This window comes from Mucilaginibacter dorajii (assembly GCF_024808255.1).
Lineage (GTDB): Bacteria > Bacteroidota > Bacteroidia > Sphingobacteriales > Sphingobacteriaceae > Mucilaginibacter > Mucilaginibacter dorajii.
On record NZ_JANTYS010000003.1, the window covers coordinates 245,510 to 263,911 of the forward strand.

The 18,402-nt window shown below is 43.3% G+C and carries 7 protein-coding genes; 6 read left to right on the forward strand and 1 reads right to left on the reverse strand.

What is annotated here, in order from left to right; genetic code table 11:
- Window positions 1-39 precede the first annotated feature (39 nt).
- On the forward strand, window positions 40-1,338 hold the full coding sequence (locus FHS10_RS05440) for an aminotransferase class V-fold PLP-dependent enzyme (protein WP_259088314.1): 1,299 nt from the start codon (window positions 40-42) through the stop codon (window positions 1,336-1,338).
- Window positions 1,339-1,664: 326 nt separating this feature from the next.
- Here FHS10_RS05440 and FHS10_RS05445 read toward each other — a convergent pair whose 3' ends face one another.
- The gene (locus FHS10_RS05445; RefSeq protein WP_259088315.1) at window positions 1,665-2,624 is read right to left on the reverse strand and encodes a quinone oxidoreductase family protein; all 960 of its coding nucleotides are present in this window, start codon (window positions 2,622-2,624) and stop codon (window positions 1,665-1,667) included.
- Window positions 2,625-3,370: 746 nt separating this feature from the next.
- Between FHS10_RS05445 and FHS10_RS05450 the strand changes: the two genes are divergently transcribed.
- The 5 genes from FHS10_RS05450 (at window position 3,371) to FHS10_RS05470 (ending at window position 18,333) form a co-directional block, all read left to right on the forward strand.
- A complete protein-coding gene (locus tag FHS10_RS05450) occupies window positions 3,371-7,522 on the forward strand; it encodes a hybrid sensor histidine kinase/response regulator transcription factor (protein WP_259088316.1) in 4,152 nt (1,383 codons plus the stop codon).
- 751 nt (window positions 7,523-8,273) lie between these two features.
- Complete coding sequence (locus tag FHS10_RS05455) at window positions 8,274-11,477, forward strand: SusC/RagA family TonB-linked outer membrane protein (RefSeq protein ID WP_259088317.1); 3,204 nt, start codon at window positions 8,274-8,276, stop codon at window positions 11,475-11,477.
- Window positions 11,478-11,507: 30 nt separating this feature from the next.
- Window positions 11,508-13,247, forward strand: a complete 1,740-nt coding sequence (locus FHS10_RS05460; RefSeq protein ID WP_259088318.1) for a RagB/SusD family nutrient uptake outer membrane protein — start codon at window positions 11,508-11,510, stop codon at window positions 13,245-13,247.
- Window positions 13,248-13,498: 251 nt separating this feature from the next.
- On the forward strand, window positions 13,499-14,716 hold the full coding sequence (locus FHS10_RS05465) for a multiheme c-type cytochrome (RefSeq protein WP_259088319.1): 1,218 nt from the start codon (window positions 13,499-13,501) through the stop codon (window positions 14,714-14,716).
- A 107-nt stretch (window positions 14,717-14,823) separates the two neighbouring features.
- Complete coding sequence (locus tag FHS10_RS05470; RefSeq protein WP_259088320.1) at window positions 14,824-18,333, forward strand: VCBS repeat-containing protein; 3,510 nt, start codon at window positions 14,824-14,826, stop codon at window positions 18,331-18,333.
- Window positions 18,334-18,402 lie beyond the last annotated feature (69 nt).

The following is an 18,402-nucleotide window of genomic DNA, read 5'->3' on the forward strand; positions in this document are numbered from 1 at the left end:
CATGCTTGTTTTTCAATGAGTAAAATGTTAAATTCGTTCATGACCAACAACCGACGCAGTTTTATTAAGCAAGCTGCCGTATTAACCGGCGCTTTTTCGGCCACCAGCCTGTTTAACCAGGCGCATGCCGAAGTTTGGAAATCAGCCGAAAGGAAGGTAGCCCACCTAACACCTCAGCAAGTGGCTACAGATGAGGATTTTTGGGCCGAAATTCAGCGGGCGTATACGGTTAGTCCTAATATTATCAATTTGAATAACGGTGGGGTATCGCCATCGCCATTAGTGGTACAGCAGGCGGTCGAACGTTATAACCAGCTCACCAACGAAGGTCCGTCATATTTCATGTGGCGCATCCTTGACCAGGGCCGCGAACCCCTGCGCGAGAAGCTGGCCTTGCTGGCCGGTGCGCTGCCCGAAGAAATTGCCATTAACCGCAACTCAACCGAAGCGCTTAATACCATTATATACGGTTTGCCATTAAAAAGCAGCGACGAGGTTATAGGGGCCAGGTTGGATTACCCACATATGGTACAGGCCTACCGCGCCCGCGCTACACGCGAAGGCATTGTTTACAAACAACTCACATTCGATTTTCCGATAGAGAACGATGAGCAGATTGTAAAAGCTTATGAGGATGCCATAACTTCCAAAACCAAGCTGATTCATGTTACCCATATTGTAAACTATGTTGGGCAAATAATGCCGGTGCGCAAAATTTGCGATATGGCTAAAAGTCATGGTATTGAGGTAATTGTAGATGGCGCGCATTCATTCGGTCTGTTAGATTTTAAGATCCCCGATTTGAATTGTGATTATTTTGGTACCAGTCTGCACAAATTCCTTTCGGCACCAATAGGCAGCGGGATGATGTGGATCAAAAAAGAAAAGATCTCCAAAGTGTTCCCACTATTGTGCGATGATAACCCGCAGGGTGCCGATATCCGTAAGTTTGAAAACCTGGGTACCCGCAGTTTCCCAATTGAGCAGGGGATAGGCGAGGCCGTAAATTTTCAGATGGCTATTGGCAGCAAGCGTAAGGAAGAACGCATCCGTTACCTTAAAAACTATTGGGCAACCAAGGTGCAGCACCTACCCAAAGTAAAGCTGCATACCTCTTTAAAACCCGAATATTCATGCGCCATCTGCGGTGTGTCTGTCGATGGGGTGACGCCAGCGCAATTAGATGCAGCATTGTTCAATCAATATAAAATTCACCAGGTATCCATCGTATTTGAAAATGTAAGCTGCGTGCGCATTACCCCGCATGTATACACCACTCTTGCCGATTTGGATAAACTGGTAAAAGCCATCACAGAAATAGCAGGGAAAGCGACATAAATTCCCTTTTTGTAGAGACGCAATATTTTGCGTCTGCAGCTATACAGAGCGAATTTGTAACGTAATTGTATAACCAAATAAAACCGTTGTCGGTTCGAACGAGCCGGCAGTGAATGGTGCGTTGGAGGTGAGGAGAAATCTTGTAAAAGCGAACATTCGACCATGCAAGGCGTACAAGATTTCTCTTTCGCACCCCGCTCACACCTCTGCTTCGCTTTATCGAAATGACATTTTTTTTAGTTAAAATGATTTGTGTATTACTATTTGCGCGCTTGATTTGCATGCGGGAGACGCAAAATGTTGCGTCTCTACAAAAAAAATCGCAATTACGGTATCAGGATAATTTTTCCATTGCTTTTCCTGCTCTCCAATAACACATGCGCCTGTTTGCCGTCGGCAAGTTTAAATACGGTTGGTGGCGCAATGGTAATGTCCTTATTGTTAATCCAATTAAATAATTGATTAGCTCTTTTTATCCGCTCTTCTTTGGAGGTTAGGTAACTCCATAAATCGCCGCCTGTCAGGGTTTTGGAGGTATCCATCAGCATTCTTGGGTCAACAAAGGCAGGATCACCGCCCGCCATACCAAAAAATACAACCTGGCCGCAGTTTTTGGTGACGGCAAAGCTGTCCTGTAAGGTACTGCCAATGCTATCATATACTACATCTACACCTCCGGGACAAAAAGTTAACAGTTCTTTTTGCCAGTCATTTTGATAAAGGAATACTTTGTCTATACCATTATTTAAGGCTATTTGAGCTTTTTCTGCCGATGAAGTTAAGCCAAGGGTAGTGGCACCCAAAAGCTTGCTGATCTGGGTTAGTAACAAGCCCACGCCGCCTGCACAGGCATGGATCAATACCGTTTCTCCGGCATTAGTATGGTGGCTATCGGTTGCCAGGTATTGGGCCGTAAGCCCCTGTAATAAAACGGATGCCGCAGTTTCAAAACTGGTTACATCATCTAATGGGATAGCATGATCAACAGGTACGGCTACAAGCTCGGCATTAGCAAAGGGAACATCGGCAAAGCCAATCCTGTCGCCTATGTTAAAACCCGGGTTGTTGTTAGCATCAACTACTACACCCGCACCCTCGTAACCCGCAATAAAGGGCGGGTTGCCTTTAAGATGATAGTTGCCCTTACGGCGATAAACATCGGCAAAGTTCAAACCTATCGCTTTCACTTCAACTAATAGCTCGCCCGGTTTTAGTATAGGGTTGGGGATATCAATATATTCAAGTACATCAGGGCTGCCAAAAGTTGAAAATGTTAAAGCTTTCATTTGCTGTTGATTTAAAGGATGGTAAAAGTAACAAATCGGCCAAGCTGCATGCCCTTTCCTTATCACAATAAAGTAAAATGATGTGGTTTAGCTGTGTGGTCCTAAGGAATTTAGGAGGGCGTATACGAAGTAGTTAACATCATGACGTATTGTGTTTTATAAAGTGGGCGGGCCGGTCAGTCTGAGCCTGTCGACGATTCGTGCGCAGGGCCTTTGTTCGCGTGTTTCGACAGGCTACCCATGACAAGTCGACCATGTCATTGCGAGGAATGAAGCAATCTCATGCTCTACAGGGCGGATCTGCATAGTTCGCGATTGCTTTGTGCCTACCCATGACGTTTTGTACTTTACATAAACATTGGCTTTGAACGCTGGTTAAGACTCACCCGGCGAGGCTTCGCCCGCCACCCTCTCTTCACCTGCGGTGGAAAGAGGGGTTTTAATAGTTAATAAATTGATTACAAGTAATATAAATACAAAAAACTTTAAACCCCTCTTTCCGGCGAAGCCGAAGGAGGGTGCCGCGCGTAGCGCTGGCGGGTGAGTTTTCTACGCCATGCGATCTGCGTCATTTCCTCCTTCGCAGTCTGCGGATTTTATCACTCGCAATGACATAGTGTAACCACCCCTCAATTTTTGTTAATAATTAATTTTTTTATTCGTGTGTTTTTAACGGTTATTGTGTAGTTTTATAATCTTATAAACCAAAATATAAGTTCCCCAATCGATTGCCGGTAATAAACTTTATGAATTTTAAATTCTATATATTATTTGTACTGCTTTTATGTACCCGGCAATTATTGTACGCCCAAAACGATCCATACAAGTTTTCGCATCTTGATATTACCAACGGCCTGTCTGACAATCATGTAAATTATATTTTTAAAGACGAGAAAGGCTTCATATGGGTGGCCACCAATTCGGGCTTAAACAGGTACGATGGTTATAAATTCAAAGTTTTTAAGCACGATGTAAAAGACCCCAATTCACTTACCGAAAATTTTATTTCGAGCATCAATGAAGGGCCGGGTAAAAAACTGTGGATCTTTACACATAGCGATATCAATATTTACAATTCGGCAAGAGAAAACTTTTCGGGCAGTTTGGCAGCCGAGCTAAAAAAATATAAGGTATTAACCAACCAGATCAGGTCGATAAAAAAAGACAAGGATGGTAATTACTGGTTTACCACCAGGGAAAAAGGGCTTTACAAATACGCTCCTGCCGATAGCTCAACGGTGTTTTACAGCACCGCACCAAACTCAAATGTGGTGCTGCATACCAACAACGTAATGGATGTTGTAGCAACCCGCAGCAATGCCGTTTGGCTTATTTATGATGATGGCATTATAGAGGAACTGGATAGTAAAGTAAATAAAATTACCCGCCGGTTTGATGGCGTGGTAAAAGCAAACGCGTTTAAGCCAAAATCATACACCATGAGTGTTGATGATAAGGATAATTTGTGGATCTATTCGGCGGCCGGCCCTATTGGTACTTATTGTTATAATACGCAAACCAACGCGCTGCTGCATTATGGTAAAGATACTCCCGTTGGCAGGCTAAGCTCCAATATCATCAATAGCATCCTGCAGGCCGACGACGGCAAAATCTGGATAGGTACCGATCACGGTGGGCTAAACGTGCTCGATCCGGCGACAAATAAGGTTACATATGTGGTTAACAAGGAGGATGATCCGCAATCCATCAGCGGAAACAGTGTAAACCTTTTTAAAGATAATGACGGCATTATTTGGGCCGGTACTTTTAAGCAAGGGGTAAATTATTACCATAAAGCTATAATTCAGTTCCAGGTTTACCGACATTTACTAACGGATAACAACAGTTTGCCGTTTGAAGATATCAATGCTTTTGCCGAAGATATAAATGGTAGCCTATGGATTGGTACCAACGGTGGCGGATTGATTAATTATAACCGGCAAACAAAAAAATACACCCAGTTTAAGCATGATGCCAATAACCCCAATAGTTTATCAAATGATATCATTATCGCCTTGTATATGGATCATGATCATAAACTGTGGATAGGTACTTATTTTGGCGGCCTGGAATGCTTTGCCGGTGGAAAGTTTACCCATTACCGTCACAGTGATAAAGATGCTGCAAGCATCAGCGATGATAGGGTATATACTATTATTGAAGATAATGCCCTGAATTTGTGGGTAGGCACCTTTGCCGGTGGCCTTAACGTGCTCGACCGTAAAAGCAATACATTTAAACATCCCAATTACCCAATGGTATCTGATTATACGGCATTTTTGTGTAAGGATAAACAGGGTAACATATGGATAGGACGCGATAAAGGTGTTGATTTCATTAATTTGAAGAGCAACAAAGTAAAGCACTATTACTATCAGCCCAATAACCCCAACAGCCTTGCCGGCAGCGATGTAAATATTATTACGCAGGATAGCCGTGGACTAATGTGGATAGGCACCAAAAGTGGTTTAAGTATCCTGAATCCTCGGACTAACAAATTTTTAAAGATAGCAGATGCCATTAGCTGGTCGGTTAATAATGTTTCAAATATTTTAGAAGACAAGCAGGGGAGGATGTGGGTAAGTACCACTAACGGCTTATCAAGCGTTAAACTTAGCGGTAGCGGGAGTAACTATAAGTTCCAGGTGAATAACTATAATGAATCTGATGGTTTGCAGGCCCGTGATTTTAACCTGTATGCAGCATTATTATTTAAGGATGGTAAAATGGCCTTTGGCGGTGCGCATGGTTTTAATTTGTTCGACCCGGCAGCGATCACTACCGTTAAGCCAGACCCTAACCTGGTATTTACTGATTTTAGATTATTTAACAAAAGCGTCTCGGCCGGCGATACAGTAAAAGGGAGGGTTATTTTAGAAAAATCGATCTCTGAAACCAAAGCCATCACGCTAAATCACAATGAAAACGTATTTGAAATAGAGTTTGCTACCTGTGAGTATTTTTATCCAAACAAAATAAAATACCAGTACATGTTGGAGGATTTCGATAAAGGGTGGATCACCTTTCCGGCAAATAGTCACAGCGCAACCTATACCAACCTTGATGGCGGCGATTATACTTTTTATGTAAGAGCGGTGAATACCGATAAAGTGATCTCCCTGAAAATTAAGGTAATGCCTCCTTTTTGGAAAACTCCCGCTGCCTACGCTACATACCTGCTTTTAATAGTTACCCTCATCCTATTCGTTAGGCACCGGGGCATCAGGAAGCTGGAACGCCAGTTTGAGTTTAAACAGGCCGAGATTGAAGCAGAGCGAAAACTGGCCAACGAACGTGAAGAAGCACAGCGAATGCACCAGTTGGATATGATGAAGATCAAGTTTTTTGTGAATATCAGTCATGAGTTCAGAACGCCCTTGTCTCTAATATTATCGCCTATTGATGACCTCATCAAAATAACTGATAAGCCAGCCCAGCAGCATCACCTCACCATGATTAAGCGCAACAGCAAACGCCTCCTTAACCTGGTTAATCAGCTGGTTGATTTCAGGAAGATGGAATATAACGAGCTGAAGCTTTCTTTAAATAAAGGCGATATCATCCAGTTTATTAAAGATGTTTCGTCCTCGTTTACCGATGTAGCCCATCAGAAGCAAATTGAATTTCTTTTTGAAAGTGAGATTAACTCCTTTATCACCAGGTTTGATCATGACAAAATTGAACGGATCCTGTTTAACCTGCTCTCCAATGCCTTTAAGTTTACCCCTGCGGGTGGAACTATCAGCGTAATATTAAACCTGCCAGAGGTTGATACTTTACCTGCTGACCAAAAGTTGTTGGAAATAAGGGTGATTGATACAGGTATAGGCATCACCAAAGAAAACCAGGATATGATATTTGAGCGCTTTTTCCAGGATGATATTCCCGAAAGTTTGCTTAACCAGGGTAGTGGTATAGGTTTATCTATTACCAAGGAGTTTGTGAAAATGCACGGCGGCAGCATTAAACTGGAAAGCGAACCTGATTATGGCAGCTGTTTCATTATCAGCTTGCCCGTTGGCGGCAAAATCGAAAAACCGGATGCTGCCGTAAAACAAGGCAGGCCTGCAAAACTGGAGCTCAAAAATACCGATGGCATACAGGGTACAACAAAAAAGAACACTGTTTTATTGATTGAGGACGATGACGACCTGCGGTTTTACCTCAAAGAAAACCTCAAAAACAACTTCCATATTATTGAGGCCGCAAATGGGAGGGAAGGCTGGCAAAAAGCGCTGTCATTACATCCCAAGCTAATAGTAAGCGACGTAACCATGCCCGAAATGGATGGTTTAGAATTATCGCGCAAAATTAAAGGTGATAGCCGCACCGCCCAGATCCCTATTATATTGTTAACTGCTGTTACCGGCGAGGAAGATCAGTTAGCTGGTTTAGAATGTGGAGCCAATGATTACATTATCAAGCCTTTTAATTTCGAGATACTGCTCTCCAAGATCAACAACCTGTTAACCATGCAGCAAACGTTTAAAGAAACCTATCAAAAACAGGTGGAGATCCAATCGCAGGATGTTGTTGTTGTATCTGAGGATGAAAAGTTTTTAAAGAACGCGCTTGATTTTATAGAGCAAAATATCACCAAATCCAATTTCTCTGTAGAAGAATTGAGCCGCCACCTGGCTTTGAGCAGGGTATCGCTGTATCGTAAGCTGCTAACGCTTACAGGTAAAACTCCTGTTGATTGCATCAGAACCATCCGCTTAAAACGGGCGGTACAGTTATTAGAGAAAAGCAAGCTGAGCATTGCTAATGTGGCTTACGAAGTTGGCTTTAATAACGCGGCCTATTTTGCAAAAGTATTCCGCGAAGAATACGGCATGCTCCCATCTGAATATATCGCCGAGCTGCGTAATAAAGAGCAGGAAGATGTGCTGGCCTGATAGATGATCAGATAAGGCACCATTGCTTCGTGCTTACCCATGATAAGTCCACCATGTCATTGTGAATTTTTAAAATCCGGGGCCTCTGAAGGTGGAAATGATAAAGCGACGAGAGACTTACGAAGTTTTTAAAACTTCGTAAGTCTGGGGTATACACCATGTCATTGCGAGTTTTAAAATATGGGGACTGTGAATGTTGAAATGACAATCACCTTTAACCTCGCCGTCATGCTGAACTTGTTTCAGCACCCCACTCGCTAATTATACATCATGCGGGTTACCTGTCTTGTGGGGTCCTGAAACAAGTTCAGGATGACTTCCGTTTTACAACTTGTCATGGGTAGAAACGAAGCAATCTCATACACTACGGGGCGGATCTGCAAAGTTCGCGATTGCTTCGTCTCCAATAGATTAACACATCTACATTCCGGCCGCGCAGTTTAGCCCGATGCACCTGTATCCCAATGCATTCATTACACTAAGACAGCCTAAAAAAGGATGATAAATTTGTATCATTTTGTAACCGATATTAATTATAAAATCTCATTTTTTTATTATTTTAAATTGTAAGTAATTGATAATCATTGTATTTGTGCAGGTTAACATTTGTTGTATCAATTTTAACATATGTGGTACAATCGATTGTATTGGTTGCATAGATTTGGTATCAAGGTTCAGTAGTTCCGTTTGCAATAAACAGGATATTGAACCGCTTCGATAGCAAACCAATTTTAAATTTTAACATAATAATATGAGAGGAAAATTACACATCAAAAAAGTTGTGTCTTTGATCTGGATCAGCTTATCACTTTTACTGGTGAGCATGTCGGGTTACGCGCAAAGTAAAGTTACCGGAAAAGTTACCGGTTCCGATGACGGGCTACCCATACCCGGCGTAACCGTTAGGGTTAAAGGTACCACTACGGTAACAAGCACCAATACCGACGGTATTTACTCCATCAATGCAGCCAGCAATGCTACGCTGATCTTCACTTTTATTGGCTATACCCCGCAGGAAGTAGCGGTAAACGGTTCGGCCTTAAACGTAAAATTAGCGCCCGAAAATAAAGCTTTGAACGAGGTTGTGGTAATTGGCTATGGCAGTGCCAAACGCAGCGATGTTACAGGTGCTATCAGCTCGGTGAGCGCGGCAACTATTGAAAAAGTACCCGTTACATCTTTAGACCAGGCCTTACAGGGCCGCGCGGCAGGTGTGCAGGTTACCAATAATGATGCTTCACCAGGCGGTAACGTATCGGTGATCATCAGGGGTACAGGTAGCCCCGCGGCAGGTGGCAACTCGCCATTATATGTTATTGACGGCTATCCGTTAAACGCGGGTGGTATCAACAATATCAACCCAAGCGATATCGCATCTATGGAGATATTGAAAGATGCATCTGCAACGGCCATTTACGGTGTCAGGGCGGCTAATGGTGTTGTTTTGATCACTACCAAAGCCGGTAAAAAAGATGGTAACGCGGTAGTTGAATTAAACGCCTACAATGCTTTTCAAAGCAAGCCAAAACAGTACGATCTGTTAAACGCGCAACAATTTGCCACACTGGCCAACACAGTAGCAGCAACAGACCCAAACAAACATTTTACCACATTGGCTAACTGGGCAGATCCCGCTTCATTAACCAATTCCGACTGGCAAAATGCTATCTACCGCTCAGGTTTAACTCAAAACTATGATTTGTCCATCCGCGGTGGTAATGAAAAAGTTCAATCTAAAATAGCAATTGGCTATTACGATCAAAAAGGTACCGTTTACGCATCGTACTTTAAAAGGATCACCCTTGGTGCCAAGTTAGATTATCAGCCTATGAAATGGCTTAAATCAACCACAAACGCCAATTACTCATACCAAAATTACAACACCCCTTTTGGTACAGGCAGTTTAGGGATCATTAACCAATTGCCACCAACTTTAGATGGCGGTAACAAAAATACCAGCCAGATAAAAGATGCCAACGGTAATTACGGTTTTTACAACCCTATATATACCTACGTTGCTAAAAACGGCAACCCTATTTATGATCTGGATCATAACCAATACAAAAACATCAATAACTTTTTTAAGGTTAACTCGCAGTTAGAGGCTTCTATTTTTGATGGCCTTAAACTGAAAACCAACGCAGGTATTACTTATACAGGTTATAACGGATCCTATTTCCAACCCGAAGATGACCGTAAAATTAATCAGTATGGTGCCGCAGCCGGTGCATCTGGTAACGCCTTGTTCTCTCAGCACATCAACAGCACTTTTGACTGGTTGTGGGAAAATTACCTGTCATATGATAAAACCTTTGGCGCACATACCATCAATTTTGTAGGTGGTGTATCTGAGCAGGAGCGCGATTATAACAGTATGGGTGGCAGCGTAATTCCGCCAAACAGCGTTATTAAAGATTTAAACCAGGGTACTAACCTTAAGCTTGATCCTTACGGCAACGGCGAAATCAAGCGTTCTTACGCGTCGCAATTTGCAAGGTTATCTTATAACTATTTAACTAAATATTATTTAACGGCTACAGTTAGGAGAGATGGTTCATCGCAATTTGCGCCTGGCCACCAATACGGAACTTTTTATTCGGGAGCTTTAAACTGGAACGCTAAGAAAGAATCTTTTCTGGCCAATGTTGATTGGTTATCAGGTTTAAAATTCAGAGGTAGTTATGGTGAGCTGGGTAACCAGGCCGGTATAGGCGATTTTACCTATCAGTCGCTTTACACAGCAGGTTCGGCACCGGGCAACAGTGGCAACCTTGGTTACGCTTTTGGTAAAGTTGGTGGTACAAATGGTACTTACCAGGCTGGTATAGCTTCTTTTCAACCAGAAAATGATAATATCCGTTGGGAAACAGATTATGAAACCGATATTGGTACCGATGTCTCGTTTTTACACGGCGATTTAACTCTAACTGTTGATTATTTCAACAGAAGGTCGAAAGATTTCTTATTGAACCTTACGGCTTCGCCGCAAACAGGTTATTTAACCTTGCCAAGCAATGTTGGCTCAATAGTGAACAAAGGTTGGGAATTTGCAGTAAGCTATAATCACGCTGTAACATCCGATTTACGTATTGACCTGGCCTTAACCGGCTCATTCATAAAAAATAAACTAACCAGCTTAAACTCTGGCAACAACTACATCGGTAATTTAGGAAGCCTTGCTTTAACAGGCGATGGCTGGACAGATTTTACCCGTACCTACATCGGTCAGCCAATTGGCGAGTTCTACGGCTATAAAGCCCTTGGCATTATCCAAAACCAGGCCCAGTTAGATGCCTTGAACAAAGCCGCACAGGCAAAAGGTAATGCTTATTACTACAAAGCTACAACCGTAGTAGGCGATAGATTATTTGCCGATGTAAATAACAGCGGCAGCGTAACCCCTGATGACCAGGTAAGCTTAGGCAGCGCGCAGCCAAAATTCTTTGGTGGTTTTAACTTAGGTGCAAACTATAAATCATGGGATTTTAACGCTTACTTCTACGGTGTTTACGGTAACAAGATCCTTAACTACCAGGAAAGTAATTTAGAGAGCTTTGCACAAAGGGGATCGGTAAGTATCGAAAACGTAAGCAAAGAGTATTACAATAATTACTTTACACCTTCACGTCCCTCAAATCGTTACGCTACGGTACATTATGATGATACCGATTACGGTAACCTTGTACCATCAAGCGTTTGGATCGAAAACGGTAGCTTCCTTAAATTAAAAACCCTTACCGTTGGTTATACTTTACCAACAAGCCTGGTTAAAAAAATTAGCCTGACCAAAGTAAGGTTCTACGTGTCATCACAAAATTTATTCACCATCACAAAATACACCGGTCTTGACCCCGAAATTGGTTCACAAGGTGGCAGTCCAACCCAAACAGGTATTGATAACGGTACTTACCCGTCATCAAGATTCTATACAGTGGGCTTAAACGTAGTATTTTAATAAGGAGATAAAAAAATTAACGATATGAAAATGAATAAGAAATATATAGCGCTAATAGCCCTGGTCGGTACATTACTGATCCCGCTAAGCTGTAAAAAGAATTTTTTAACCCAAACCAATACCTTCCAGTCAACAGCCGATGCCACTTTTGAAAAATCACAGGATGTTGTAGCGCTGGTAAACAGTATTTATGATGGTTACCAAAACAGCGATCTGCTGAAAAAATCCATCTGGTACTACGCCAACTTTACATCACATGACTGGTTTAATGATGGTGGTGATATTGCCTGGAACAACTATACCATTAGTCCTACTTTTGCCGCTTTGTATACATTTTGGCAAAATGGTTATATCGATATTATCCGTGCCAACTCGGCTTTAGAGATCATCGCGACAGCAAAAACAAAAGGTGTTGTTACCGAGGAGTTAGGAAACCGCCTGTTGGGTGAAGCGTACTTTTTACGCGGCATGACCTATTATTACCTTGCAGGCAGCTTTGGTGGTGTACCGATAGAATTAAAAGCATCTACCAATGGCCTGGCTCCAAGAAGTACGCAAGAGCAGGTATTTGCACAGGTAGTTGCCGATATGAAACAAGCCGAAACCTTATTACAATCAAAAACAACCTTGCCTGCAACGGAATTAGGCCGTGCCACTAAAGGTGCTGCTTATGCTTACGAAGGATCGGCACAGATGTGGTTGGGTAAATACACCGATGCCTTAGCCGCGTTTAACAATCCGGAGCTTACCAATAACTATCATTTGCTGCCAAACTTTATTGATGTTCATGAATTTGATCATCAAAACAACGACGAGTCGTTGTTTGAAATTCAGTTTGATATCCAGGGTTCACAAAGCTGGGATGGCGGCTGGCAAAACGGCGGCGAAGTTGCATGGATAGATGACTTTAGCTGGCCACATGAAATAAGCGGTTTTGGTTATGATTATGGTAACCCTGGTTTAGAGTACTCCTACCAAACAGGCGATTTACGCAAACACGCAACCATTGCTGGTCCTGGCGATTCATTGATCAGCCCGGGAATCATCAAAAAATGGGGTGGTATTAAAGGCTACCAGGTAACTATTGATGGTTTTAAAAACGGAACCAAAGATAACGCAGGGCAGCAATATGGCTCCTACGTTGGTGATGACGGCAAAATTATTAATACCGTTGGGGCCATCAGGCAGCCATGGTATGGTGATGACCTTACCCGTTCTGGTTACTATTGCGCTAAAAAATGGCGCGATCCAAACCTTACCGGTGCCAACGGTTCATCAACTATTTTTGGTTCACAAAACCAGATATTGATGCGTTACGCCGAAGTACTACTGTCAAGAGCTGAGTGTAAAATACGTACCGGCGATGTACCGGGAGCGATGGCCGACCTGAAAATAGTTAGGAACCGGGCATTTGGCGGCACGGCCCCTGCGGTTATGCAGGATGGTTTAACTTTTGATGGCAAGCCAACATCGCCAATTACCGATCCGTTACAGATGGTGTTAAGTGAATATAGACACGAACTTACCGGCGAATATTCGGTGTTTTACCTGTTACGCAGGGCTGGTGCAGGTGTAGCGGCTGCTTTCATTAAAGCCAACTACGGTACCGATGGCACAGTAACCCCGCAACCTTATCCATATGGCCCAACTGCCGATGGTAAATTGCATGGTGTTTGGCGTACATCGCTGCCTGCCGGTCGTGATATATTACCTATTCCGCAAACAGCACGGGGGTTAAATCCAAACTTAACGCAAAACCCGGGCTATTGAGCGGGAAGGGTATAAATTTAAAATGAGACTTAGTTTATAGTTGGTTATCTTGTTTTGGCTTTCCCCAATTGGGGAAAGCCTTTTTACCTTTCGGGATTTTTAATATATGGCCCGGTTTATAGCATGTTTTTGTAACATGCACCCCTTTTTAACCTAAATGTACCCGCGATACCGATGGCGGTACATCAAAAAATTGATATGCATTGCATCAAACCAATAGTTGACAAAATTTGCTTAGCTGATATGCTGCGATGAAGAAGGTATTAGTTGTAGCAGGTATTTGTATAGCATTACTGGCGGTTTTTTACACCCAGTTTAAACCCGGTACAGCCAGCGCCGATCCGCGTGGCGATGCCTATGCCGGCTCAAAAGCCTGTGCCAAATGCCATGCTAAGGTTTATGACTCGTACCTGCATACAGCCCATTTTATGGCCTCAATGCCTGCCACACCCAATTCGGTGCACGGCAGCTTTGCTAAGGGGTCAAATGTTTTCAATATCGACCAAAACCAAAAGATTGTGATGGAGAAACGCGATAGTGGCTTATATCAAACATATTATGTAAATGGCAAGGTAAAGGGTGCCCATCGGTTTGATATTGCTTTTGGCGGTGTTAAGGGCGAGAGCTATTTGTATTGGAAAGGGGATGGGCTTTACCAGTTGCCGCTTTCATACTTTAACCGGCAAAACGAGTGGTCAACAAGCCCCGGTTATAAATTTAGTTTTGTTGATTTCCGGTCAATAGGGAAACGCTGTTTGGAGTGCCATGTATCCTATGTAAATGAAATGCCCGGCGGAAAGCAGCAGCTAAGCCGCGATGAGCAGTTTGATAGAAGTACCATGGTTTACGGTATTGATTGCGAACGCTGCCATGGCCCCGGCGCGCAGCATGTTGATTTTCAAACCAGCAATCCGCAGGTAAAAACGGCGAAGTTTATCGCCAGCTATGCTTCACTAAGCAGAGCCCAGCGTATGGATGCCTGTGCGGTTTGCCATTCAGGCATTCATACTTCCCTGCTTAAATCAACCTTTGGCTTCATGCCCGGTGATACCTTTGCCAAATATAAACTGCCCGAGTTTCAGCAGCATTTAGATACCACCCATTTAGATGTACATGGCAAACAATTTCAGTTGTTGCAAAGCAGTAAATGCTACCTTAACAGCAAGATGGATTGCGGTACCTGCCACAATACCCATCAAAACACCCGGGGCAACGATATTTTGTACGCTCAAAAATGCCTGAGCTGCCATAATACCCCAAACCATACTTATTGTAAAATGACCGATAAGCTTGGTGCTGATATGCTGAAAGCCAAATGCATCAGCTGCCACATGCCGGAGCTTACCACCAGCGTAATATCGGTACAGGTTGCAGATAAGGCACCGCCGGTCAGGTTTTTTGTGCACACCCATCATATAGCCATATATCCGCAGGAGGTTAAAAAGATATTGGCCTTTATCAATAAATAAATCAATGCATACTGTTAAATTTCAGCTCGTATTCTTGTATGAATAAAATATATACTTCCGCTTTGTTTTTGATTGCTGTTTGCTTATTTTCATGCAAGAAGCATACATTGTTCCAACAAATTTCGTCCTCACATTCGGGTATCCATTTTAATAATGAGATCATCGAAACCGATACCATCAACCCCTTTGATATGACCAATATTTACAATGGCGGTGGTGTTGGCGTGGGCGATTTTAACAACGATGGCTTACCCGATCTATATTTTACCGGCAACCTGGTATCAAGCAAACTCTACCTCAATAAAGGCAATTTTGAATTTGAAGATATTACCGATAAAGCCGGCGTAAATGGCATGGGCAGGTGGGGCCGGGGTGTTGCCATTGTTGATATTAACAACGATGGCCTGATGGATATTTACGTGTGTAATACCATTTACCCCGATTCGGCAAGGAGGCGCAATATTTTATACGTGAACCAGGGCAAGGATAAGGACGGCATACCTCATTTTAAGGATATGGCCAAAGAGTATGGCTTAGATCTTACCCGGCAATCAACCATGGCCAGCTTTTTTGATTATGATAATGATGGCGACCTGGATATGTACCTCACCGTAAACACCGCGTCATCCAATTACTATCCAAATGTTTTTGGCAAAGCTACCCGCACAAACAGCAACAGCACAGGCCGGTTATTCCGTAACGATTGGGACGAAAAACTTCACCACGCTGTATTTCATGACGTTTCACAACAGGCAGGTACCAATATAGATGGTTTTGGACACGGTGCCACTACAGTAGATATTGATGGCGATGGCTGGAAGGATATCTATGTATCTAATGATTTTGTATCGAGCAATATTTTATACATCAACAACCACAACGGTACGTTTACAGATCGTTCAAAGGAGTATTTTAAACACACATCTTACAACGCCATGGGGCAGGATATTGTGGATATTAATAACGATGGCCTGGCTGATGTGGTTGAGCTGGATATGAATCCCGAGGATAACTATCGTAAAAAAATGATCCTGGGTGCCAACAGCTACCAGATGTTTCAATATTTTGACATGTTTGGCACGCAATACCAGTACGTGCGCAATACCTTACAGGTTAACCAGGGACCCAAAGTTGGCGCGCAGGGCCGCATTGGCAGCCCGGCTTTCAGCGAGGTTGGTTTTTTGAGCGGCATGTCGCAAACAGACTGGAGCTGGACACCTTTGGTTACCGATTTTGATAACGACGGCTACCGCGACCTGGTGGTAACCAATGGCTACCCCAAAGATGTATCCGACCGTGATTTTATGACCTACCGGCAGCAGGCCTTTGCGGTAACGCCCAAAAAGAAAGTACTGGAGCAAATTCCGCAAATTAAACTGCACAACTATGCATTCTCCAATAACGGTAACCTTACGTTTACCGATGTAAGTAAAACCTGGGGCTTAAACCTGCCCACGTTTTCAAACGGCGCGGTATATGTTGATTTGGATAATGATGGTGCTATGGATATGGTGATCAACAACGTTAACGATGAGGCATTGGTATACCGCAATACCTCCCGCGACGATAAAGAGAAGCGGGCTAAAACCCACTTTCTGCAATTGAGCTTTACCGGCGATAAGCAAAACATTGGCGCTTTAGGTACTATAGTGAACATTTACTATGATCATGGCAAACAGCAGGTTTATGAGAACGACCCTTACCGGGGCTACCTATCATCAGATGAGTGTATCGCACATTTCGGGTTAGGTAAAGTAATCTCTGTCGATTCGGTAGTGATCAAATGGCCGGGTAACAAAAAGCAGGTTTTACTAAACGTTAAGGCCGATCAAAAATTGAAGCTCAACATTGCCGATGCCAAAAGCTCTTACACCATTAACCAGCCGCAGTTTGCAACCAAAGCCTTGTTTAAAGAAGTATCAGATTCTTTAGGTATTCACTTTAAACACAAAGCCGCCGATTTTAGCGACTTCAATATTCAAAAACTATTACCGCATAAGTTATCAGAATACAGCCCCGCGCTTGCCGTTGGCGATGTGGACGGTAACGGTTTTGATGATATGATAGTAGGGGGTAATGCGGTTTACCCCGCCCAGGTGTTTTTACAGCAAGCTAATGGCAAGTTTATTCAGCGCGATTTACTAAGTACCCAGCCAGATAGTAAACACCTGTATAAAGATGCTGGGTTATTGCTTTTTGATGCCAACGGCGATGGTAAACTTGATTTGTATGCTGCAAGCGGCGGTTACGAGGCCATGACGGGCAGCCCCGAATACCAGGACAGGTTATACCTTAACGATGGCAAAGGCAATTTTACCCTGGCAACCGATGCCTTGCCAGCCAATACTACCAGTAAACTATGCGTAAGGGCCTGCGATTATAATAAAGACGGCAAGCCCGACCTTTTCATATCTGGCAGGGTTGATCCATGGCATTACCCAACGCCTGTATCCAGCATCATTTTAAGGAACGATAGTAAAGACGGGCACATTAAATTTACCGATGTAACCGCGCAGGTAGCACCTGTTTTGAAAAAAATAGGAATGGTTTGCGATGCCCTGTTTACCGATTTTGATAACGATGGCTGGCCCGATATGATCCTGGCCGGCGAGTGGATGCCGGTAACCTTCCTGAAAAACGATCATGGCAAATTTGTGAATGTAACCGCAGCAACGGGGCTTGGCGATAAATTGGGCTGGTGGAACTCTGTAGTTGCCGGCGATTTCAGGCATACCGGTCGTACAGATTATATTGTGGGCAACCTTGGTCAAAACAGCTTGTTCCAGGCCAGCGATCAATACCCGGTTTACATTACCGCGAAGGATTTTGACAAAAACGGAAGCTTAACTGCTATCCCATCCTTGTTTTTACCATCACAGGATGGGGATAAAAAGGAGTTTCCTTCAGTGGGGCGCGAGGATTTGCTGAAGCAGATGATCAGCATGAAGAAAAAGTTCCAGAACTATAAATCGTACGCAACGGCTACCATGAGCGATGTACTATCGCCCGAACAAATGGAAGGGGCTATCAGGCTTAAAGCCAATATGCTTAAATCATGCTACCTGCGTAACGATGGCAATGGCAAATTCACCATGATCCCTTTACCCATTGAAGCCCAGGTATCGGTACTGAACGGTATGGAAACCGGTGATTTTGACGGCGACGGCAACCTGGATGTGGTGATAAACGGCAACGACTATGGCACCGATGTATCCATTGGCCGTTATGACGCTTTGAATGGGCTTATGCTGAAAGGCGACGGTAAGGGCGGCTTTAAACCAATGAGCATACTGCAAAGTGGCATTTATATCCCCGGTAATGGTAAGGCGCTGGTAAAACTGCGCGATAACAGCGGGCATATGCTGTTAGCTGCCAGCCAGAATAAAGATTCATTAAAAGTATTTAAAATGAACGCCCGAATAAAAAACATACCAGTCGGCGAGCAGGATGCTTATGCTTTAATCACTTACAAGGACGGTAAAACAGCCCGGCAAGAGTTTTATTACGGCAATTCGTTTTTATCTCAATCGGCCAGGTTTATCCAGGTTGGCGATAGGGTGAAGAGTGTGGTTATTTTTGATGATAGGGGGAATAAAAGAACCATAAACCTCAATTGATAAAACGCGCAAAGCATCGTATCACAATTATTAACAATAATTACGCAATCGATTGTTATAAATTATTAA